The organism is Photobacterium sp. HL06, from assembly GCF_059552575.1.
Map to the genome: position 1 here is coordinate 1,033,381 of NZ_CM183915.1, position 17,845 is coordinate 1,051,225.

A 17,845-nucleotide genomic window follows, 5' to 3' on the forward strand; every position below is an offset into this window, starting at 1 on the left:
GTTACCTCCCCTTACTGAGCCAGAAAGTCTTGCGCAAAACGCTGTAGCACACCGCCTGCATCATAGACTTCCACTTCATCTGCAGTATCAAGGCGGCAAGTCACTGGCACATCGATTTTTTCACCGTTGGTGCGAGTTATCACCAGGGCTAAATCTGCACCAGGTTTAATCTCACCGACAACGTCGTAAAGCTCAGTACCGTCCAACGCTAAGGTGTTACGGTTAACGCCTTGTTTAAACTGAAGTGGCAGTACGCCCATACCCACCAGGTTAGTTCGGTGAATACGTTCGAAGCCTTCAGCAACGATGGCTTCCACCCCAGCCAAGCGAACCCCTTTCGCCGCCCAGTCACGGGATGAGCCCTGACCGTAATCCGCGCCTGCCACCACAATCAGAGGCTGCTTACGGTTCATATAGGTTTCAATCGCTTCCCACATGCGAGTAACCTTGCCTTCCGGCTCAATGCGAGCCGACGACCCCTGCACGACTTCGCCATTTTCTTTGACCATTTCATTAAAGAGTTTCGGGTTAGCGAACGTGGCACGCTGCGCCGTTAGGTGGTCACCACGGTGCGTTGCGTAAGAGTTAAAGTCCTCTTCCGGTACACTCATTTTGGCCAGATATTCCCCTGCTGCGCTGGAAGCCATAATCGCATTGGATGGTGACAAATGGTCGGTCGTGATGTTGTCGCCCAAAATCGCCAATGGACGCATGCCCGACAGCGTTCGCTCACCCGCTAAAGCGCCTTCCCAATAAGGTGGGCGACGAATATAGGTACTCATCGGACGCCAATCATAAAGCGGATTGCTATTGCGCGCTTCGTCATTCAGTTTGAACATCTGGATGTAGACCTGATTGAACTGCTCCGGCTTAACGCACTTGCCGACAACCGCATCGATCTCTTCATCACTTGGCCACAAATCATTGAGGTAAATGGGATTACCCTGACTATCACTGCCAAGGGCATCACGCTCGATGTCAAAGCGAATTGAACCTGCTAACGCATACGCAACAACCAGAGGTGGTGAGGCCAAAAACGCCTGCTTTGCGTAGGGATGGATACGACCATCAAAATTACGGTTACCGGACAATACAGCAGTTGCGTACAAGTCACGGTCGATGATCTCTTGCTGGATTTCTGGATCCAGTGCACCACTCATGCCGTTACAGGTCGTACAGGCGTAACCAACAATACCAAAGCCTAGTTTTTCCAGTTCAGGCAGCAGTCCTGCTTCTTCCAGATACAATTTGGCCACTTTCGACCCCGGTGCAAACGACGATTTCACCCAGGGTTTACGGACCAGACCCAACTCATTGGCTTTCTTGGCTAAAAGTGCTGCAGCAATTACGTTGCGAGGGTTGCTGGTGTTGGTACAAGAGGTAATGGCTGCGATGATCACTGCGCCATCTGGCAGTTCGCCCTCTTTCTCTTCCCACTCGCCGGAAATCCCCCGAGATGCAAGTTCTGACGTTGGTAAGCGACGGTGAGGGTTCGATGGCCCTGCCATGTTGCGGGACACTTTCGATAAATCGAATTCCAGCACTCGTTCGTAAACCGCGTCTTCCAGATCGTCGACCCACAAGCCTGTTTGCTTAGCGTATTGTTCCACCAGCTCTACTTGCTGCTCATCTCGACCGGTTAATTTGAGATAGTTAATGGTCTGTTCGTCGATATAGAACATACCCGCAGTGGCACCATACTCTGGCGTCATATTGGATATCGTTGCGCGGTCACCGATGGTGAGATCTTTCGCCCCTTCACCATAGAATTCCAGATAAGATGAAACCACACGCTCATTACGTAAGAATTCGGTGATCGCGAGAACAATATCGGTTGCAGTAATGCCTGGCTGGCGCTTACCTGTCAGTTTCACACCCACAATATCTGGCAGACGCATCATGGATGGGCGACCCAGCATCACCGTCTCCGCTTCAAGACCACCCACACCAATCGCGATCACACCCAGCGCATCGACGTGCGGTGTGTGGCTGTCGGTACCTACACAAGTATCAGGGTAAGCGATACCGTTCTTGGCCTGAACCACTGGCGACATCTTCTCCAGATTAATCTGGTGCATGATGCCGTTACCCGCTGGAATAACATTGATGTTTTCAAAGGCGGTTTTACACCACTCGATAAAGTGAAAACGGTCTTCGTTGCGACGCTCTTCTATCGCGCGGTTTTTATCAAATGCATCAGGGTCAAAGCCAGCGTGCTCAACCGCTAATGAATGGTCGACAATCAATTGAGTTTCCACAACCGGGTTAACTTTCGCCGGATCGCCGCCTTGCTCTGCAATAGCATCTCGCAGACCAGCTAAATCTACTAATGCCGTTTGTCCCAGGATGTCATGACACACCACTCGCGCTGGATACCATGGAAAATCAAGGTCGCGCTTGTGTTCGATAATCTGCTTCAAACAATCCGTTAATGAGTCTGGATCACAGCGTCTGACCAGCTGCTCGGCCAAAACACGTGAGGTATAAGGTAGGGTCTCGTACGCGCCAGGCGATATCTCGTTTACGGCTTCTCGGGTATCAAAGAAATCAAGTCCGCTGCCCGCAAGAGGCTTACGGTATTTTGTATTTATATTCATAGCTTCCATCCTGAATTTACTGCTCTCAGACCTATTGGGCGACTCATCCTCCCCCCCTTGATGGGGGGAGTTAGCGGAGGCTCCTCCTTCGCGCGAAGTCCGTGTTTAAGCGTTAACTTCGCTCTTCAATTGGCAGCCAATCCTGATGCTCAGGTCCTTCATAATCGGCGCTCGGACGGATAATCCGGTTATTGGCACGCTGCTCATACACATGGGCAGCCCAACCGGTGACTCGACTCATAACAAAAATAGGGGTAAACAGCTTGGTCGGGATCCCCATAAAGTGATAGGCCGAGGCATGGAAAAAATCAGCATTACAGAACAGGCCTTTTTCCCGCTTCATCACCTGCTCGACCCGCTCGGAAACAGCATACAGGTGGGTGTCGCCAACATCGGCAGAAAGTTTTTCCGACCATGTTTTAATTAAAGCATTACGGGGGTCTGATTCACGATAAATCGCATGGCCAAAGCCCATGATTTTGTCTTTGTTGGCCAGCATCTGCATGATGCCGACTTCCGCCTCATCCGCTGTCTGCCACTGTTCAATCATTGCCATGGCTGCTTCATTGGCACCGCCATGCAATGGACCGCGCAAACTACCGATAGCGGCTGTAATACAGGAATGAAGATCAGACAATGTCGATGCACAAACACGGGCCGTAAATGTCGAGGCATTGAACTCATGCTCGGCATACAGTACCAACGAGCAGTGCATGACCTGCTTATGCAGCTTTGACGGTGCTTTGCCAGTCAGCATTTCAAGGAAATAGCCGCCGATGCTGTCTTGCTGGCTATTAGCTGTGTCAATTCGAACACCGTCATGGCTGTAGCGATACCAGTAGCAAATAATGGCCGGAAGCATGGCTAGCAGGGTATCGGTTTTCTCATCCTGCTCGGCAAAGTCGAGCTCTTGATCCAGGTTACCCAACATTGAACAACCGGTACGCATCACATCCATCGGATGGGCATCGGCCGGGATAGCTTCCAGAACCTGACACAGTGCCGGTGGCAACCCGCGGGCATTCTTCAATACCTGCTTATAGCCATCCAATTCTGCCTGATTTGGCAGTTTGCCTTTCAATAGCAAGTAAGCCACTTCCTCAAACTCGGCATGATTGGCCAGATCGGTGATGTCATATCCGCGGTAAGTCAAACCCGTACCGCTTTGGCCCACGGTACACAGTGAGGTTGTTCCGGCACTCTGCCCACGCAGGCCAGCACCACTTAATTGCTTCTTGTCCTTATTCGTATCAGCTACGGCTATCGCAGTCATAGCAGACTCCTTTATTTTGTTCACGTTAATCTATTGCGACTTCGTTAGCTGCAGGTGATAAAACACCTCGCACCTAGTGAAATGGCAGCGACTGAATCAGTACTAAATAAATAGTCAATTATTCGTAATATTGTTATTGGTATTAAATTTCTTAGGCTTCCCGCTTATTAGCGAGGTGGCTTCCCTGCCTATATTTATTATTAATGTTGTTATCTGTATTTTTATTATTGGGTTATTTCTTATTGTTATTGCAGCTATTTCTTAAAATAAGCCACATCTACTACACCCGTTAAGTTATGTCCTATAACCTAACTGAATTCAGGTTTACTTCTCGTTGAACAGTTTGTCGAGCTTCTGCTCATAGTCGTGGTAACCCAGATAATGGTAGAGCTGTTCACGGGTTTGCATCTGATCGACCACATTGCGCTGATGGCCATCTTTTCTGATGTGCTGATAAACATTCAGCGCCGCCTGGTTCATGGCCCGGAAGGCCGACAACGGGTACAGCACCATATCGACACCGCACTCTGCCAGCTCTTCGCCACTGAACAACGGCGTTTGGCCAAACTCGGTGATATTAGCAAGGATTGGCACCTTTACGGCATCTGAAAATTGCTGATACTGCTCAAGGGTATTAATGGCCTCTGGGAAAATCATATCTGCGCCAGCTTCAACACAAGCTATCGCCCGTTCAATGGCTGCATCCATACCTTCCACGGCCAACGCATCGGTACGTGCCATAATGACAAAATCTTCATCAACACGGGCATCAACAGCCGCCTTGATACGGTCAACCATTTCAGATTGACTAACAATGGCCTTATTCGGACGGTGACCACAGCGCTTCTGCGCAACCTGATCTTCCATGTGTATTGCCCCAGCACCCGCTCGCTCCATCTCCTTCACAGTACGGGCAATATTAAACGCACCACCAAAACCGGTATCGATATCTACCAACAGCGGCAAAGTCGTTGCTGCGGTAATTCGACGTACATCTTCCAGGACATCATTTAAGGTTGTGATCCCCAGATCCGGCAGACCGTATGAAGCATTAGCAATCCCGCCGCCTGACAGATATATGGCCTGGTGTCCTACCTGCTCTGCCATCATGGCGCAGTAAGGGTTAACAGTGCCGACTATCTGCAGCGGATTGTTGGCAGCAACAGCATGCCGGAAGCTTTTCCCTGGACTCATGAGGCTATCTCCTTGTCATCTTTCAGTTGTTGTTCAATCAGCAGGCGGCTACGCATGATATGACGTCGCATCAGCATTTCCGCCAGCTCTCCATCCCTTTCCCGCAATGCGGCTAGCAAATGGAAGTGTTCGTTCAATGCCTGTTGTGGGCGCGAATGCGAACGCTGAGACTGGTAGCGGTACATCCGGAGCAAATGATAAAGCTCGTCACACAACAGGCTGATTAACTTACTATTCTTACTTGCCTTGATAATTCGATAATGAAAATCAAAGTCACCCTGTTGATGGAAATAGGAGGCGCCATCAACCTGATCGATATGCTGCTTATGGGTTTCCAGCAACTGCTGCAGGGCATCAATTTCTTCATCAGTTATATTGATACACGCCAGGCGTGCAGCCATGCCTTCCAGCGCTTCACGTACCGAATATATTTCAATCAGCTTTTCCTGGCTCAGGGTAACAACACGCGCCCCCACATGTGGTACACGCTCCACTAGCCCCAGAGACTCTACCCGCATCATTGCTTCGCGAAGCGGGCCCCGGCTGACATCAAAGCGGCGGGCTAGCTCGGGTTCGGAAATTTTACTGCCTGCCGGATAATCGCCATTCACGATTAAATCAATCAGCTGCTCTGTCAGGTTCTCTGACTTGGTCAACTCCTTGGCAACGAGGCCCTTGGTAACTGGATTTTTGGCAATCCCGTCATCAGCAAGATTGTCGACAGTTTTCAGTGTTACTTCTTGTTTACTCATCATCATTGTCAACAATTGGTTAACTTGAGTACAAATTTAGCCCTAAAATCGGGATTGATCAAGCCAATTGTTAACAATATGTATTAGACCTTAGTCTAGATTGTTGACAATGAGGAGTAAAATGAGAGGCGAGAGGCGAGAGGCGAGAGGCGAGAGGCGAGAGGCGAGAGGCGAGACAACCTCTCGAAGTATAGAAGGAGGGGCAAGCTATTTTTACAACTTATCAAGTCCGGCATATTCGATCAGCTCAATAACATTGTTATCGTCGAATTGGGGCTGGCCGCTTTGACTTCAAGAAAAGTACAAAGATCAAAGTCAACAAGCCACATACCGCCATCGTCGCGTTCATTGGCATCGCACCGGTACTTGTGCTCAAGCTGATCACTGCACTGGCTAGTGCTCCGAAACCGAACTGCAAGACTCCATTAATACCCGATACCAAGCCTGCGTTTTCACCAGCATTGGCCAGTGCTCCGGCAATGGCATTGGCCGACGTCAGGCCCAGACAACCGACATACATCACGACACCCACCACAACGAAAACCAGCGACAACTGCAGCCAGGCTACCAGTAACAAATAAACTGCGATCCCACCTAGCATCATTCCACCCGCAATCAACTTGCGTGTCGGGTCGATGTGGCTTAACAAGCGCGCATTAATGATATTCACGCTCACCATTGCCACTGCATTCAGGGCCACCAGCCAGCTATATTGCTGTGGGCTGAGCTCAAACAGTTCTATATAGACAAAAGGCGAGCCTGAAATGAAAGCAAATAGCCCTGCAAACGAAGACGCTCCGGCAAACACATAAGATAAGGTTACAGGGTCACTGAATGTTTGTTTATAGCCATTAAGCAGAGAACCGAGCTTCAACGGTTTGATAACGCTCTTTGACACCTTCGGCATCGTCTTTTTCTTCATAACGAGCAGAACCAACAAGGTGATCACGGCATAAATCGTCAACCCAAAGAAGATCCACTGCCAGCCCAGATGCGTTAAGATCTGGCTACCAATCATTGGCGCTACCATGGGTGCCACCACCACAACCGCCATAATATATGAGATGACCTGGCTGCTACGCTTGATGCCGTACTTTTGCTGGATCAAGGCAAACACCACCACCGTGGCACCACCGGAGAATGCCTGAACCGCCCGCCAAAAATACAGTTGCGCCGGACTGTCACTGACACCGACCAACGCACTCGTGAGGGTGAACGCCACCAGGCCTCCCAGCAGCAATTTAGTCTTATCAACACTGTCGGCCAGCGCACCAAGCACCAATTGGCCAAGCGCAAAACCAAAGAGATACACCGCTACGGAAGCCTCCATCGCATCGATTTTGGTACCGAAATGCATCGCCATATCGGGCAACGCGGGCAGGTACATATCGATAGCAAATGGCGACAAGGAAAAAATCATCGCCATCAAGCAAACAAATAGCCAGAACTCACGGCCAGTTCCCGCATCACTCCTGCTCTCTATGCTTTGTTGAGTGATAGCTTCCAGGCGACTCATGCTACTAGCTCTTTTGTTACATTTTTCATAATAATCTTCCTTCGTATCTCTCTAATTGGCGCTGTCTTGACGCTAAGAAAAGCTTAGATTGAGTACAAAAAATGATAAATAAGCCAAATGTAAATGCATTGTTTCCATATAGCTCTTAATAGCTGTTACTATCGGATGTAGCTCGCCTTATCGTCCTACTTCACAGTCGGTAAGCACCACAGAAGCCGGAAGCTAAACAGAGGGGATAAATGACTTTTAACGGCAAATTGCTTGATGGCATGGTTATTTTTACCGAAGTGATCAAGACAGGCAGCTTTACCAATGCTGCACTGAGCAGCGGCCACTCCACCTCTTATATCAGTAAAGAAATCAACAAACTTGAAGCACGCCTTGGGGTTCGCCTGCTGCATCGCACTACTCGTTCTATAAGCCTGACACCAGAGGGGGAGCTGTACTACCGTCAATGCCAGCAAATCATCGGTGATGCAGAACAGCTGGAAAATGCGGTCAGCGGACGCCAAAGCGAGCCCAAAGGAGAGTTACGGATCAGCTGCCCGCTCAGCTTCGGGCTGTCACATATACGGCCGATTTTGTCGACCTTCCTGAAAAAATACCCGCTGATTGATATTGAGCTGGATCTGAATGACCGTAAGGTCGATGTGGTTGCCGATGGGTTCGATGTCGTACTCCGGGCATCCGGCCAGCTAGAAGACTCCAGTTTGATCTGCCAGAAAGTCATGAGCTCGCACGGGGTAACCATTGCCTCGCCGCAGTACCTAGAGGAGTATGGTATACCAGAGCACCCCAATGATCTCATTCACCACCGGGCTATCTGCTACCGACATGCCAAGCAGCCCAACACCTGGGGCTATCTTTCTAAGGAAAACCAGCCATTTCAGGTACAGGTCAATAGCCGCGTTGTCACTAGCAGCCCGGAAATGGAACTCTCTCTGTGCCTCGACGGCCAGGGGATCACCCGGCTGCCGAAGTTCATTCTGACCGACGAGATCGAAACCGGGCGGCTGGTTCCCCTATTTACCGACCTACCGCCGATTGATGTGGACATTTACCTGGTCTATCCAAGCCGCAAATACATGTCTTCCAAGGTAAAATGTTTCATTGATTTTATTAAGGAAGAGCTGGGGAGTTAAGCCTGCAAGATAGATAACAACCTCAAGCTTTATTATTGTCACGAGCGCATTAAGCGTACATGGGAAATAATAGAGGAATGTCGACTCCTGTGACCTATGCAACCATCTTCCAGATTGGCTTTCATGGCAATTTCAATGTTGAGCTCTCGCATAAACCAACTCAGGCAATAAAGACGTTCACGCCACTGCTCTATATTTCCTGAGCCTCCCGGTGTTCGGCTTCAGACTTGAGCTCCTGATTAAGAAAACGCTGGATCAGTACCGGCTTTAAATGAAGCAGCGACCAGCGCTCTATCACTTCTATATCTGTCAGGGATTCAGCTTGTTCCTTATTGATATGAACAACCTGATGATAGTGGTTGCTCATTACCGCATAAGCGCAAATGTCGATGCAGTAAATGGAGCTCAGCTCCTTGATACGTACTTCAATCCAGCCTCTGCGATGCTCGTAGCTTCTGTTCGACTGCACATCATATTGTCATCTCGCTCTCCTTGCAGTTTTCAACAGCCAATATAGTTCGATGGGAGTTAATGGAAATACGCCCTCACCAACCGTACGACAGATAGTTTAATTTACTAAATTTAAGAAAGTTCTCTCTTTCAGAAGGTGCCTGTCCTGTTAAAATTAGCGAAATATCCCTGGATAGGGTGCAAAGAGGAAAAAACAGCCGTACTTGGCCCTGTTAATTTTGCCCTTCCATCAACTTCGATAATACTTGATAAGTTAGAGGTTCGAGTTGGTCATGAGGATTGAAAATATAGCCATTGTGACGGAAGGATTGGCATTGACACTGCTAAAGGTATGTCCATGCATATCGACTTCACCAATGCAACTTTTGATATAAAACATTAAGTTAGAACCCCGCAATTATGGCTATAATTAAAGTTCAGGGGTTTCATTTCCCGATAAGGATTTTCGCAAGTGGCAAATCAATATCGCGGAGTATTGCAATCACTTTTAACTGTTCTGTTACTACTTGGCATCGTATTCGGTGGAATATGGCTGGAGTATATCGGAGTTAAATCCAATACTGAGTGGGGAACAATTGTGGATACGCGCTGCACAACACTGGCCCATGGCAGTATATGTTACAGCAGCATAATGACCACAACAGGCGAGAACATTAGAGCCATCTCCAATTGCCATAATGATCATGACGGCCTTACCCTTGCCTACCTGGTGGGAACTGGGTTGTTTACTGGTAAAACACGCTATTCAGTGGACTGTTTCTAACAATTAGCCAAGTTTGGCGCACCTATATACAGTTAATGGTTAGGTAACTTACGTCAAAGATGAGTAGTTTAGCGGTATCCAATCGTCCTATAGGAAAAAGTTATCATTTTCATCTGAAATATCAATTTTCATTCACAACCATTCATCAATAAGATTATTCATAGTTTGGTAATGCTCAGTTACAACCTAAGTCAATTGCTTGCGTGCGCTTGCCAAATAAAGAACAACTCTAGTGAAGATAGTTATTACCTATCAATTAGTGAAGAGGAAATTAAAATGAAGAATACGCATGAATATATGGAAAAACTATACCAGGCAGTTGATAGCTTAGATGTAAATGCTCTAAGTAAATTCCTGCATGATGATGTTTTATTTCAATTTTCAAATGCCAATCCAGTGGCAGGAAAAAACGCTGTGCTGGATGTTAACAGGCAATTTTTCGACTCGACAACCAGTATGTCCCATACACTGAAGGGGAGCTGGCAGCAAGGCAGTGAACACATCTGCAACGGCCAAGTTGATTATGTCAGAAAAGACGGCAGTCAGTTTTCAGCCCAGTTTGCCACAATTCTAACTACCCGGGAGGGACTAATCACCAATTACCGGATCTACGCTGATGTGTCAGAGCTCTGATACCATGACCAGCGTAGCACCAGTATGCTTACCCGGCAGGTTGAATAAGATAAAACCAATCAGCTCAAAGGCCACCTGTAGATAAGGTGGCCTTACAATTATCGGCTTTAATTTATCAATTTAGCGATACTAATTTATACCGTTCAATAAACAGCATCTTAATGCTTAATCACTAAGATCGCATTGTGCAAAATACTCACAGTTATAATGCTTGCTTGCGTAACTCAGTGGCATGCCGAGTTGATACAGGTTCATCACGATCATATTGTACGGATGGCTCAACAGAGCGAACAGGTACATTCACTGCTTGCTTGCGTAATTCAGTAGCGTGCCGTACTGACACTGGCTCATCTCGGTCTACCAACAGCAGTGGACTTACTGTTACTTGATAACTACTCTGTCCTTCAAAGGCTTTCAGACGAAGTTCCTTCGCATAGCGATCAGTGTCGTTGTCATCACGATAGGTGTTTTGACCTGCAAAAGCACCAAAAGAAATTAGGCCCAATAGAGTTACTGTAAGTACGGAATTTTTCATGTTTATCTCCACGATCTTAATGTTAAAGATTTACGCAGTGTTGAAAACTTGTCATTCCCTCTAGAAGTAATCCCTTTTACCTTCTCGGTTCAGACTTCGTTCCTATTTATATAAAGCGTAAACTGTGATCGACTTCAAAAAAAGACGGAAAATTAGAACTAGTTGATTGAAAAATTCGTTGAAAGAAAAAGGCCACTTATGCGGCCCCGGTAAGATGACATGCCGATATGACACCGTAACGAGCGTTAAGAGAGGCGGCAGTGAAAAAAAATTACATCATTGGTTCAGCCATACGCTAGTTAACGTCTTTTTTGTGATCTACTTCAAATAAATGTTGTAATTAAATTTCATTGGGATATAGTAACCACATCTTCAAACGAAGTGACGAAAATGCTCAAAGGATGAGTCCGTTATTCGCCTCCAAGGAACCGAGATCAACAGAACTCAATGTTTAAACATAATAAATTGATTAAGAAGGTGATAATTATGAAAGGTTTAGTCTCTGCAACATTCTGGAATGCACGTTCTATTTACACAACTAACTTCCAGTACCCATCAAGCTTCGGCTACTAATTTCTGTTGCAGCTCATGCTGTGACCAAAAAAGCCGCCTCTCGAGGCGGCTTTTTTTGTTCTGCAACCTGTCGATTAGATCTACTGACAAATCTTGTGGCATACGGCAATAGCGATAGTGAGATCAGCATGTGATGAGGCTCTCTCCAGAACTTGTGATTATGTCGGCCCGCGCCAGTTTACTAATACATAATGGCGAGTTTTGCGCTTTACCTGAACTAATAGCTGATTGACTTATTGTGCTTAGTTGAAGCGGAAATTACTGCTTTTCAAACCACTGTTCAAGAAAGTTAATGCACTGTAAAACGGCAGGGGGCACAAAATGACGGGCCGGATAAAGAGCGTAAAGGGTAAGGTTAGGCTTTTCACTTTCAGGCAAAACCTCTACTAACTCACCTGTTTTCAGCAAATCTCGGCAGGCAAATTCAGGTAAGAATCCAATGCCTAGATCGGCTTTAATCACCTGCAGCATAAACAGCACACTGTTGACACGAAGTGATCCAGAGGTTGAAACAAACCCATCCACGGGCCAAATGTTTTTGCCTTTAAAGTAAGCGTACTCAAAACAATTGTGCGCTAACAAATCCTGTGATTTTTCAATTTTGGAGTGACGCTCTAGATAGCGAGGACTGGCACAAAGATGGTAACAAAAATCAGTTAAAGGCCGGCCAACATAACTGGAATCAAATGGTCGGCTAGAGGCCCGAAAACCTAAATCAAAACCTTCGGCGACCAAATCTACATCTTCATCTCCTAAATGAATATCGAGGTCTACATCTGGGTACGAATGCATAAAATCGGCAAACACCCTGGACAGGTCTGTAATGCCTAATGCCATAGGGGCATTAATCTTGAGTTTTCCTCGTGGTGTTTGTCGTAGCGCCTGTACAAAGGCATCCGCATCATCGAGTTTAGCTAAAATGTCACGAGCATATTTAAGATACCCCTCGCCAACATGGGTGAGCTTTATATTGCGGGTCGTTCTATGCAGCAACCGGGCACCCAGCTCATCTTCAAGACGGGTTATTTCTTTACTAATCATTGATTTAGATGTGTGATTTTGTTCCGCAACCCGAGTAAAACTACCCACTTCAGCTAAACGCACAAATAGCTCAATGGCTCTTAACTTATTCATTGTCTGCCCACGCATTGGCTCTATTGTTTTCAAATTGGAAACATAGGGTTCGTATTGTCACTATATATCGCACCAGTCTATTTCTCTAATCTTTTCTCTGTCAGCAAAGCAAAGCTGAAAAACACACTTCACCATGCCGGGAAGTCAATGTAGTCAATACGGAGATAAGATATGTATACCTTGTATTTTTTGCCTAGTGCCTGTTCGCTTGCCACTCAAGTAGTGCTCCGCGAATTGGGGCTGGAATTCACTCTAATAGATAAGCAAAAAGTTGAAAGCTTTACACAGATCAACCCTGTGAACACTGTACCTGTGCTGCTCGATGGTGATCAAACGTTGGCCGAGGGTGCGGCGGTAATGATTCACCTTCTAACCAAACATCCAAATCAGATATGGCCAGATAACGACCCTGTTGCAAAGCAATCCGCGATTCAAGACATTATGTTTGCCAACGCAACCATGCATCCTGCCTACGGTCGACTCTTTTTTGCGGCGAATTCAATTGAGAATATTGAACTAAGAAATCAGGTCGTTGAGGCAGCAGCATCGAATATTCGCACCCTATGGCAAGTGGTCGAAGATAAACTGATCAGCCATCCCTTCTTGGGTGGTGAGCACGTTTCTGCCGCTGACATCATGTTAGCCGTATACTCCCGTTGGTGTGAAGGGTTTCCAGTGGACATCACCATTCCCCCAAAAGCACAAAATATGATTGATCATGTCTTGTCTATGCCAAGTTTTACCGCCTCTCTTGCTGCTGAGCAAGACGCATCTGCTTTGGTTAGCGCTGTATAAAAGGAGAGGTGATGAAGCTTAGTGATCATAAATTCACCGAACTCAAGCAAATAAACCAAGTCATACAGAGCTACTTTGACGGCCTTCATCATGGGGATACAAAAAAACTGCGCGAAATATTTCATTCCGATGCGTTCCTCAAGGCACCTGGGTTAAGACGTAGCCTGGATGAATGGTTAACGCTAGTGAAACAGAGGCAGACGCCAGTAACCAATGGTGATGAGTATGCATACCGGATCTTGTCTGTCGATGTTGTCGGTCAGCAAGCGATGGTGAAGGTGTTGTGTCCACTGTTAGGAAGTATCTATATCGACTTTCTGGGTTTGTTAAAAGAGGACGGTCATTGGCATATCGTCAACAAAATGTACGCAGACGCATAGCGAATAAGGAAATAACCAAATGCCATATATTAATGTAAAAGTGACCGATGAAGGGGTAAGTTGTGAGCAGAAAAGCGCAATTATTAAAGGCGTGACTCAACTTATGGTGGATGTTTTAGACAAGGATCCGAAAACGACCTTTGTGGTGATTGATGAGATCAACACCGATAACTGGGGGATAGGTTTTGATCAAGTGTCCCAGTTACGAAAACACCAGTCGACATAATAGAGCGATGGCCAAGGTAGGTTACATGCCTTGGCTGTTTTCATTGGTCAAATGTTGTGTAGTATCCAACTCACAATGTCTCGCCTAGAGGCATTTTTTGTAACAAGCCCATCCGATGAAATCGATCGATCAAATCTGCACTAAACTACCGCGATCATGTAATACCAAAAGCGATTGCTTTCATTATTTACACAATGATCACAAACCGAAACATACCCCTTTAGGGGTGTGTTGACCTTTGATAATCTACATATCAACCCTTGCTCATATAAATAAAGTCGTGATGAAAACGAAAATGCCCACAAGCAACAGTCGCGTCAGCTTCTTGGTGCAATGCTTGGCGAGGGTGATCTGCAAGACAAAGAACTCTTTGTATTCAATCGTTGGTCTTTCGGAGCATAGGCAATGAACAAAGTCATCGAAAAAAAAATAAAGACTAACTGGCACGCTGCGACCATCAATACCGTGCTGGATACTTTGCATGTGGATGCGGATGGTCTCTCTAAGGACGAGGCCGCAGCTCGACTCGAAACCTGCGGACCGAATCGCCTGCCGGAGCCTGTCAAACGCAACTCTATCAGTCGTTTTCTTCGCCATTTTCACAATATTCTTATCTATGTGCTCTTGGCCTCAGCAGTTATTACGGCGACGCTGGAGCATATGGTCGATACGCTGGTTATTTTGACAGTGGTTGTCGCCAACGCTGCCATCGGCTTCGTGCAGGAAGGCAAAGCTGAGAAGGCGATGGACGCCATCCGCCGGATGCTCGCCCTTAAGGCCTCCGTGCTGCGTGACGGAAACCGCCGTTCAATTGAAGGCGATACACTGGTTCCGGGAGACATCGTCTTGCTGGAGGCCGGGGACAAGGTGCCTGCCGACCTGCGCCTACTTAAGGCGCATGGCCTTAAGATCCAGGAATCGATAATCACTGGCGAATCCGTGCCCGTCGAGAAGAGCACACCACAAGTGGCCGTCGATGCGTCTCTTGGTGATAGGATATGCATGGCGTATAGCGGCACGCTGGTGACCAGTGGACTCGGCAGAGGCGTTGTCGTCGCAACGGGCTGTGATACTGAGATTGGCCGCATCAGCGGTATGCTTTCCACTGTCGAGACACTTACCACTCCGCTTGTGCAGCAGATGAACGTGTTTGCGCGGTGGCTCACCGTACTCATCTTGCTTATTGCTGCAACACTTCTCGTATTCGGGTATTTCGTCCAACATTTCGCGTTCTCCGAAATGTTCATGGCGGTGGTGGGACTGTCAGTCGCCGCCATACCCGAGGGTTTACCTGCCGTCTTGACAATCACGTTGGCCGTGGGTGTCCAGGCTATGGCGCGGCGCAGTGCCATTGTCCGGCGCTTGCCCGCCATAGAAACGCTAGGCTCAGTATCGGTGATCTGCAGCGATAAGACTGGCACCCTGACGCGTAACGAGATGATGGTCGCATCCATTGTAACGCAGGCGCATACATTCTCGTTGGAAGGGGCAGGATATGAACCAAGAGGGGTCATCAAACTCAATGACGCCACCGTGAGCGCGCGCGAACACGTGATCCTCGAAGAACTTGGCCGTTCTGCTGCGTTGTGCAACGACGCATCGCTGCATAAACGTGGCGGCGTATGGGTCGTTGAAGGTGATCCGATGGAGGGCGCCTTACTGGCATTATCCGGCAAGATCGGCATGGATATCAGCAAAGAACTTGCGGGATGGACACGCACGGATGCCATCCCCTTCGATGCCAAGCATCGCTTCATGGCAACTCTCAACCACGACCATGAAAACAACGCGTTTATTTCCGTCAAAGGCGCACCAGAGCAGATCCTCTCCATGTGTAACGAGCAGAAAACTGTCTTCGACGGAACCGAACCTCTTAACATTGACTATTGGTACGAGAAAGCCGAGCGCATTGCCGAACAGGGCCAGCGTGTGCTGGCTTTCGCGGTCAAGCCGGTTCCGCCGAAGCATACTGTCCTCGAATTCACTGATGTCGAGGATGGGTTAATATTGCTCGGCCTAGTCGGGCTGCTCGATCCTCCGCGTCCAGAAGCTATCGAAGCCGTTGCAGAATGCCAAGGCGCGGGAATACGCGTGAAGATGATTACCGGAGATCACAAGGGAACGGCCGCCGCTATCGGCAAGCAAATCGGGCTGCAAAACCCCGACGCGGTGCTGACCGGCTCTGATATTGACGGCATGGACGATTCTGCGCTTACCGCCGCCATTCTCGAAACCGATATATTTGCCCGCACAAGTCCTGAACACAAACTCCGGCTGGTAATGGCGTTGCAGTTGCACGGCTTGTCCGTCGCCATGACCGGAGACGGGGTAAACGATGCGCCTGCGCTCAAACGCGCCGATGTGGGTATTGCTATGGGGATGAAAGGCAGCGAGGCGGCTAAGGAAGCCTCAGAGTTTGTTCTTGCAGATGACAATTTTGCCTCGATAGTCGCCGCAGTACGCGAGGGGCGAACGGTCTACGACAACATCAAGAAAGTCATCAGCTGGACCTTGCCGACCAATGCAGGCGAAGCTTTGACAATCGTTGTCGCGCTGCTTTTCGGCATGACCCTGCCGATTACCCCAATACAGATCCTCTGGGTCAACCTGATCACCGCCATCACGCTGGGTATCGCTTTGGCGTTCGAGCCGACGGAGGCGGACACCATGAACCGACCGCCGCGACCAAAGAACGAACCGCTTCTTACCGGAGAACTGGCCTGGCATATCGTGCTGGTGTCGGTGCTATTTCTTGGTGGCGTATTCGGCATGTTCACCTATGCGGTAGACCGGGGTTATTCGCTCGAACTAGCGCGCACCATCGCACTGAACACGCTGGTCGTTATGGAGATATTTCACCTGTTCTTTATTCGAAACATCTACGGCACATCGCTCACATGGATGGCAGTGCGCGGTACGAAGGTGGTTTGGTCTACGGTCATCGGCGTTACCGTTGCTCAGTTCGCCATTACCTTCTTACCGCCACTTCAGGAGTTGTTCGGTACCCGGACCGTACCTTTTTTCGACGGAGTGCTTATCGTCGGCGTGGGTGTCATGCTGTTCGCGATCATTGAAACCGAAAAGCAACTTCGTCTGCGTTTGTATAAATTGCGATCGATGTGAAATGAGTATTATTAATCCTGGGAAACACAATCATGCGTTACTTGGTTGCGTTGCAAAGTTATGCTGAAGTACAAACGTACTGATTTTCAGATGCAATTAGGTACAAGCACGTAAAATTCACCCCAAACAGATATACCTTCTTCAGGTAAGCCGTTATGGCCTATCGCCTTGTTGAAGAAGGCGAGAGCTGCTTTCTCATCATGAGGACCCGGTTGAGGTGCAACCTACTAGTGTGATGCCAAACGCTAAAATAGCAATAAAGCCAATTTTATATATAGAGCGACAGACTCTGTCGAAAGCTACCATCATTTTTTCCATTTGGTTAATACAAATAATGGTTTCAGTAGTTCAATCGAGGTGTTACCGGAATGACTAGGCCGTCTGGTGTGAGTTTGACAGCTGGCTCAAAAAAAAGCCCCCGCACAGCGAGGGCTAAATAAGCGAGATTCCGGCCTCAAAAAGTTGTCGAGACTCTAGCCAGAACAAGAAGCGTCAAGATTAATTCATCTAGTTAACGCAATGATTATACACCCTTTCACTATGCACACCTATGCCTAACAGGTCTGACCATCAAGTTCGCAAAATAGAGGCATAAACTAAATCAGAGTAAATACTCAGCGCAAGATTCACAAAAATTCAAAGCAAGCAGCATTAAATAACAGATCTGGCAAATAACTCAGCATAAAAGAAAGGCAGTCACTAATGTTGTTCAGTAAGCTATGCCCGGCTTGCAATCAG

At 47.8% G+C, this 17,845-nt stretch carries 15 protein-coding genes; 7 read left to right on the forward strand and 8 right to left on the reverse strand.

Annotated features, from left to right (window positions below; translation table 11 throughout):
* Positions 1-11 precede the first annotated feature (11 nt).
* From acnD to AC51G0_RS23015, 5 genes are all read right to left on the reverse strand, one after another.
* Positions 12-2,597, reverse strand: a complete 2,586-nt coding sequence (gene acnD / locus AC51G0_RS22995; protein WP_496303978.1) for a Fe/S-dependent 2-methylisocitrate dehydratase AcnD — start codon at positions 2,595-2,597, stop codon at positions 12-14.
* Positions 2,598-2,709: 112 nt separating this feature from the next.
* On the reverse strand, positions 2,710-3,870 hold the full coding sequence (gene prpC, locus AC51G0_RS23000) for a bifunctional 2-methylcitrate synthase/citrate synthase (RefSeq protein ID WP_496303979.1): 1,161 nt from the start codon (positions 3,868-3,870) through the stop codon (positions 2,710-2,712).
* Between the two features lie 324 nt (positions 3,871-4,194).
* Positions 4,195-5,064, reverse strand: a complete 870-nt coding sequence (prpB, locus tag AC51G0_RS23005) for a methylisocitrate lyase (RefSeq protein WP_496303980.1) — start codon at positions 5,062-5,064, stop codon at positions 4,195-4,197.
* On the reverse strand, positions 5,061-5,822 hold the full coding sequence (locus AC51G0_RS23010) for a GntR family transcriptional regulator (protein ID WP_496303981.1): 762 nt from the start codon (positions 5,820-5,822) through the stop codon (positions 5,061-5,063). The genes prpB and AC51G0_RS23010 overlap by 4 nt, the downstream gene beginning before the upstream one ends.
* A 253-nt stretch (positions 5,823-6,075) precedes the next feature.
* Positions 6,076-7,332 carry a multidrug effflux MFS transporter gene (locus tag AC51G0_RS23015; RefSeq protein ID WP_496303982.1) on the reverse strand — a complete coding sequence of 419 codons (1,257 nt, stop codon included), beginning with the start codon at positions 7,330-7,332 and terminating at the stop codon, positions 6,076-6,078.
* 239 nt (positions 7,333-7,571) lie between these two features.
* Here AC51G0_RS23015 and AC51G0_RS23020 point away from each other — a divergent pair, with 239 nt between their 5' ends.
* Positions 7,572-8,474: a LysR family transcriptional regulator gene (locus tag AC51G0_RS23020; RefSeq protein ID WP_496303983.1), complete on the forward strand. Its 903-nt coding sequence runs from the start codon at positions 7,572-7,574 to the stop codon at positions 8,472-8,474.
* A gap of 190 nt (positions 8,475-8,664) precedes the next feature.
* On the opposite strand, the gene AC51G0_RS23025 is transcribed toward AC51G0_RS23020, so the two are convergent.
* Entirely contained in the window at positions 8,665-8,943 is a 279-nt protein-coding gene (locus AC51G0_RS23025; RefSeq protein WP_496303984.1) for a hypothetical protein, read from the reverse strand.
* A gap of 1,041 nt (positions 8,944-9,984) precedes the next feature.
* Between AC51G0_RS23025 and AC51G0_RS23030 the strand changes: the two genes are divergently transcribed.
* The gene (locus AC51G0_RS23030) at positions 9,985-10,341 is read left to right on the forward strand and encodes a nuclear transport factor 2 family protein (protein WP_496303985.1); all 357 of its coding nucleotides are present in this window, start codon (positions 9,985-9,987) and stop codon (positions 10,339-10,341) included.
* A 202-nt stretch (positions 10,342-10,543) separates the two neighbouring features.
* Here AC51G0_RS23030 and AC51G0_RS23035 read toward each other — a convergent pair whose 3' ends face one another.
* Entirely contained in the window at positions 10,544-10,876 is a 333-nt protein-coding gene (locus tag AC51G0_RS23035; RefSeq protein ID WP_496303986.1) for a hypothetical protein, read from the reverse strand.
* Positions 10,877-11,362: 486 nt separating this feature from the next.
* On the opposite strand from AC51G0_RS23035, the gene vcdP reads away from it, so the two are divergent.
* The gene (gene vcdP / locus AC51G0_RS23040; RefSeq protein ID WP_496304185.1) at positions 11,363-11,449 is read left to right on the forward strand and encodes a small protein VcdP; all 87 of its coding nucleotides are present in this window, start codon (positions 11,363-11,365) and stop codon (positions 11,447-11,449) included.
* A gap of 258 nt (positions 11,450-11,707) precedes the next feature.
* Here the strand turns inward: vcdP and AC51G0_RS23045 are convergent, their stop codons facing one another.
* On the reverse strand, positions 11,708-12,583 hold the full coding sequence (locus AC51G0_RS23045) for a LysR family transcriptional regulator (RefSeq protein ID WP_496303987.1): 876 nt from the start codon (positions 12,581-12,583) through the stop codon (positions 11,708-11,710).
* Between the two features lie 171 nt (positions 12,584-12,754).
* Between AC51G0_RS23045 and AC51G0_RS23050 the strand changes: the two genes are divergently transcribed.
* The 4 genes from AC51G0_RS23050 (at position 12,755) to AC51G0_RS23065 (ending at position 17,107) form a co-directional block, all read left to right on the forward strand.
* The gene (locus tag AC51G0_RS23050; RefSeq protein WP_496303989.1) at positions 12,755-13,378 is read left to right on the forward strand and encodes a glutathione S-transferase family protein; all 624 of its coding nucleotides are present in this window, start codon (positions 12,755-12,757) and stop codon (positions 13,376-13,378) included.
* A gap of 11 nt (positions 13,379-13,389) precedes the next feature.
* Complete coding sequence (locus AC51G0_RS23055; protein WP_496303990.1) at positions 13,390-13,758, forward strand: nuclear transport factor 2 family protein; 369 nt, start codon at positions 13,390-13,392, stop codon at positions 13,756-13,758.
* A 19-nt stretch (positions 13,759-13,777) separates the two neighbouring features.
* Positions 13,778-13,984 carry a tautomerase family protein gene (locus tag AC51G0_RS23060; protein ID WP_496303991.1) on the forward strand — a complete coding sequence of 69 codons (207 nt, stop codon included), beginning with the start codon at positions 13,778-13,780 and terminating at the stop codon, positions 13,982-13,984.
* A 405-nt stretch (positions 13,985-14,389) separates the two neighbouring features.
* Positions 14,390-17,107 carry a cation-transporting P-type ATPase gene (locus AC51G0_RS23065; RefSeq protein WP_496303992.1) on the forward strand — a complete coding sequence of 906 codons (2,718 nt, stop codon included), beginning with the start codon at positions 14,390-14,392 and terminating at the stop codon, positions 17,105-17,107.
* Positions 17,108-17,845 lie beyond the last annotated feature (738 nt).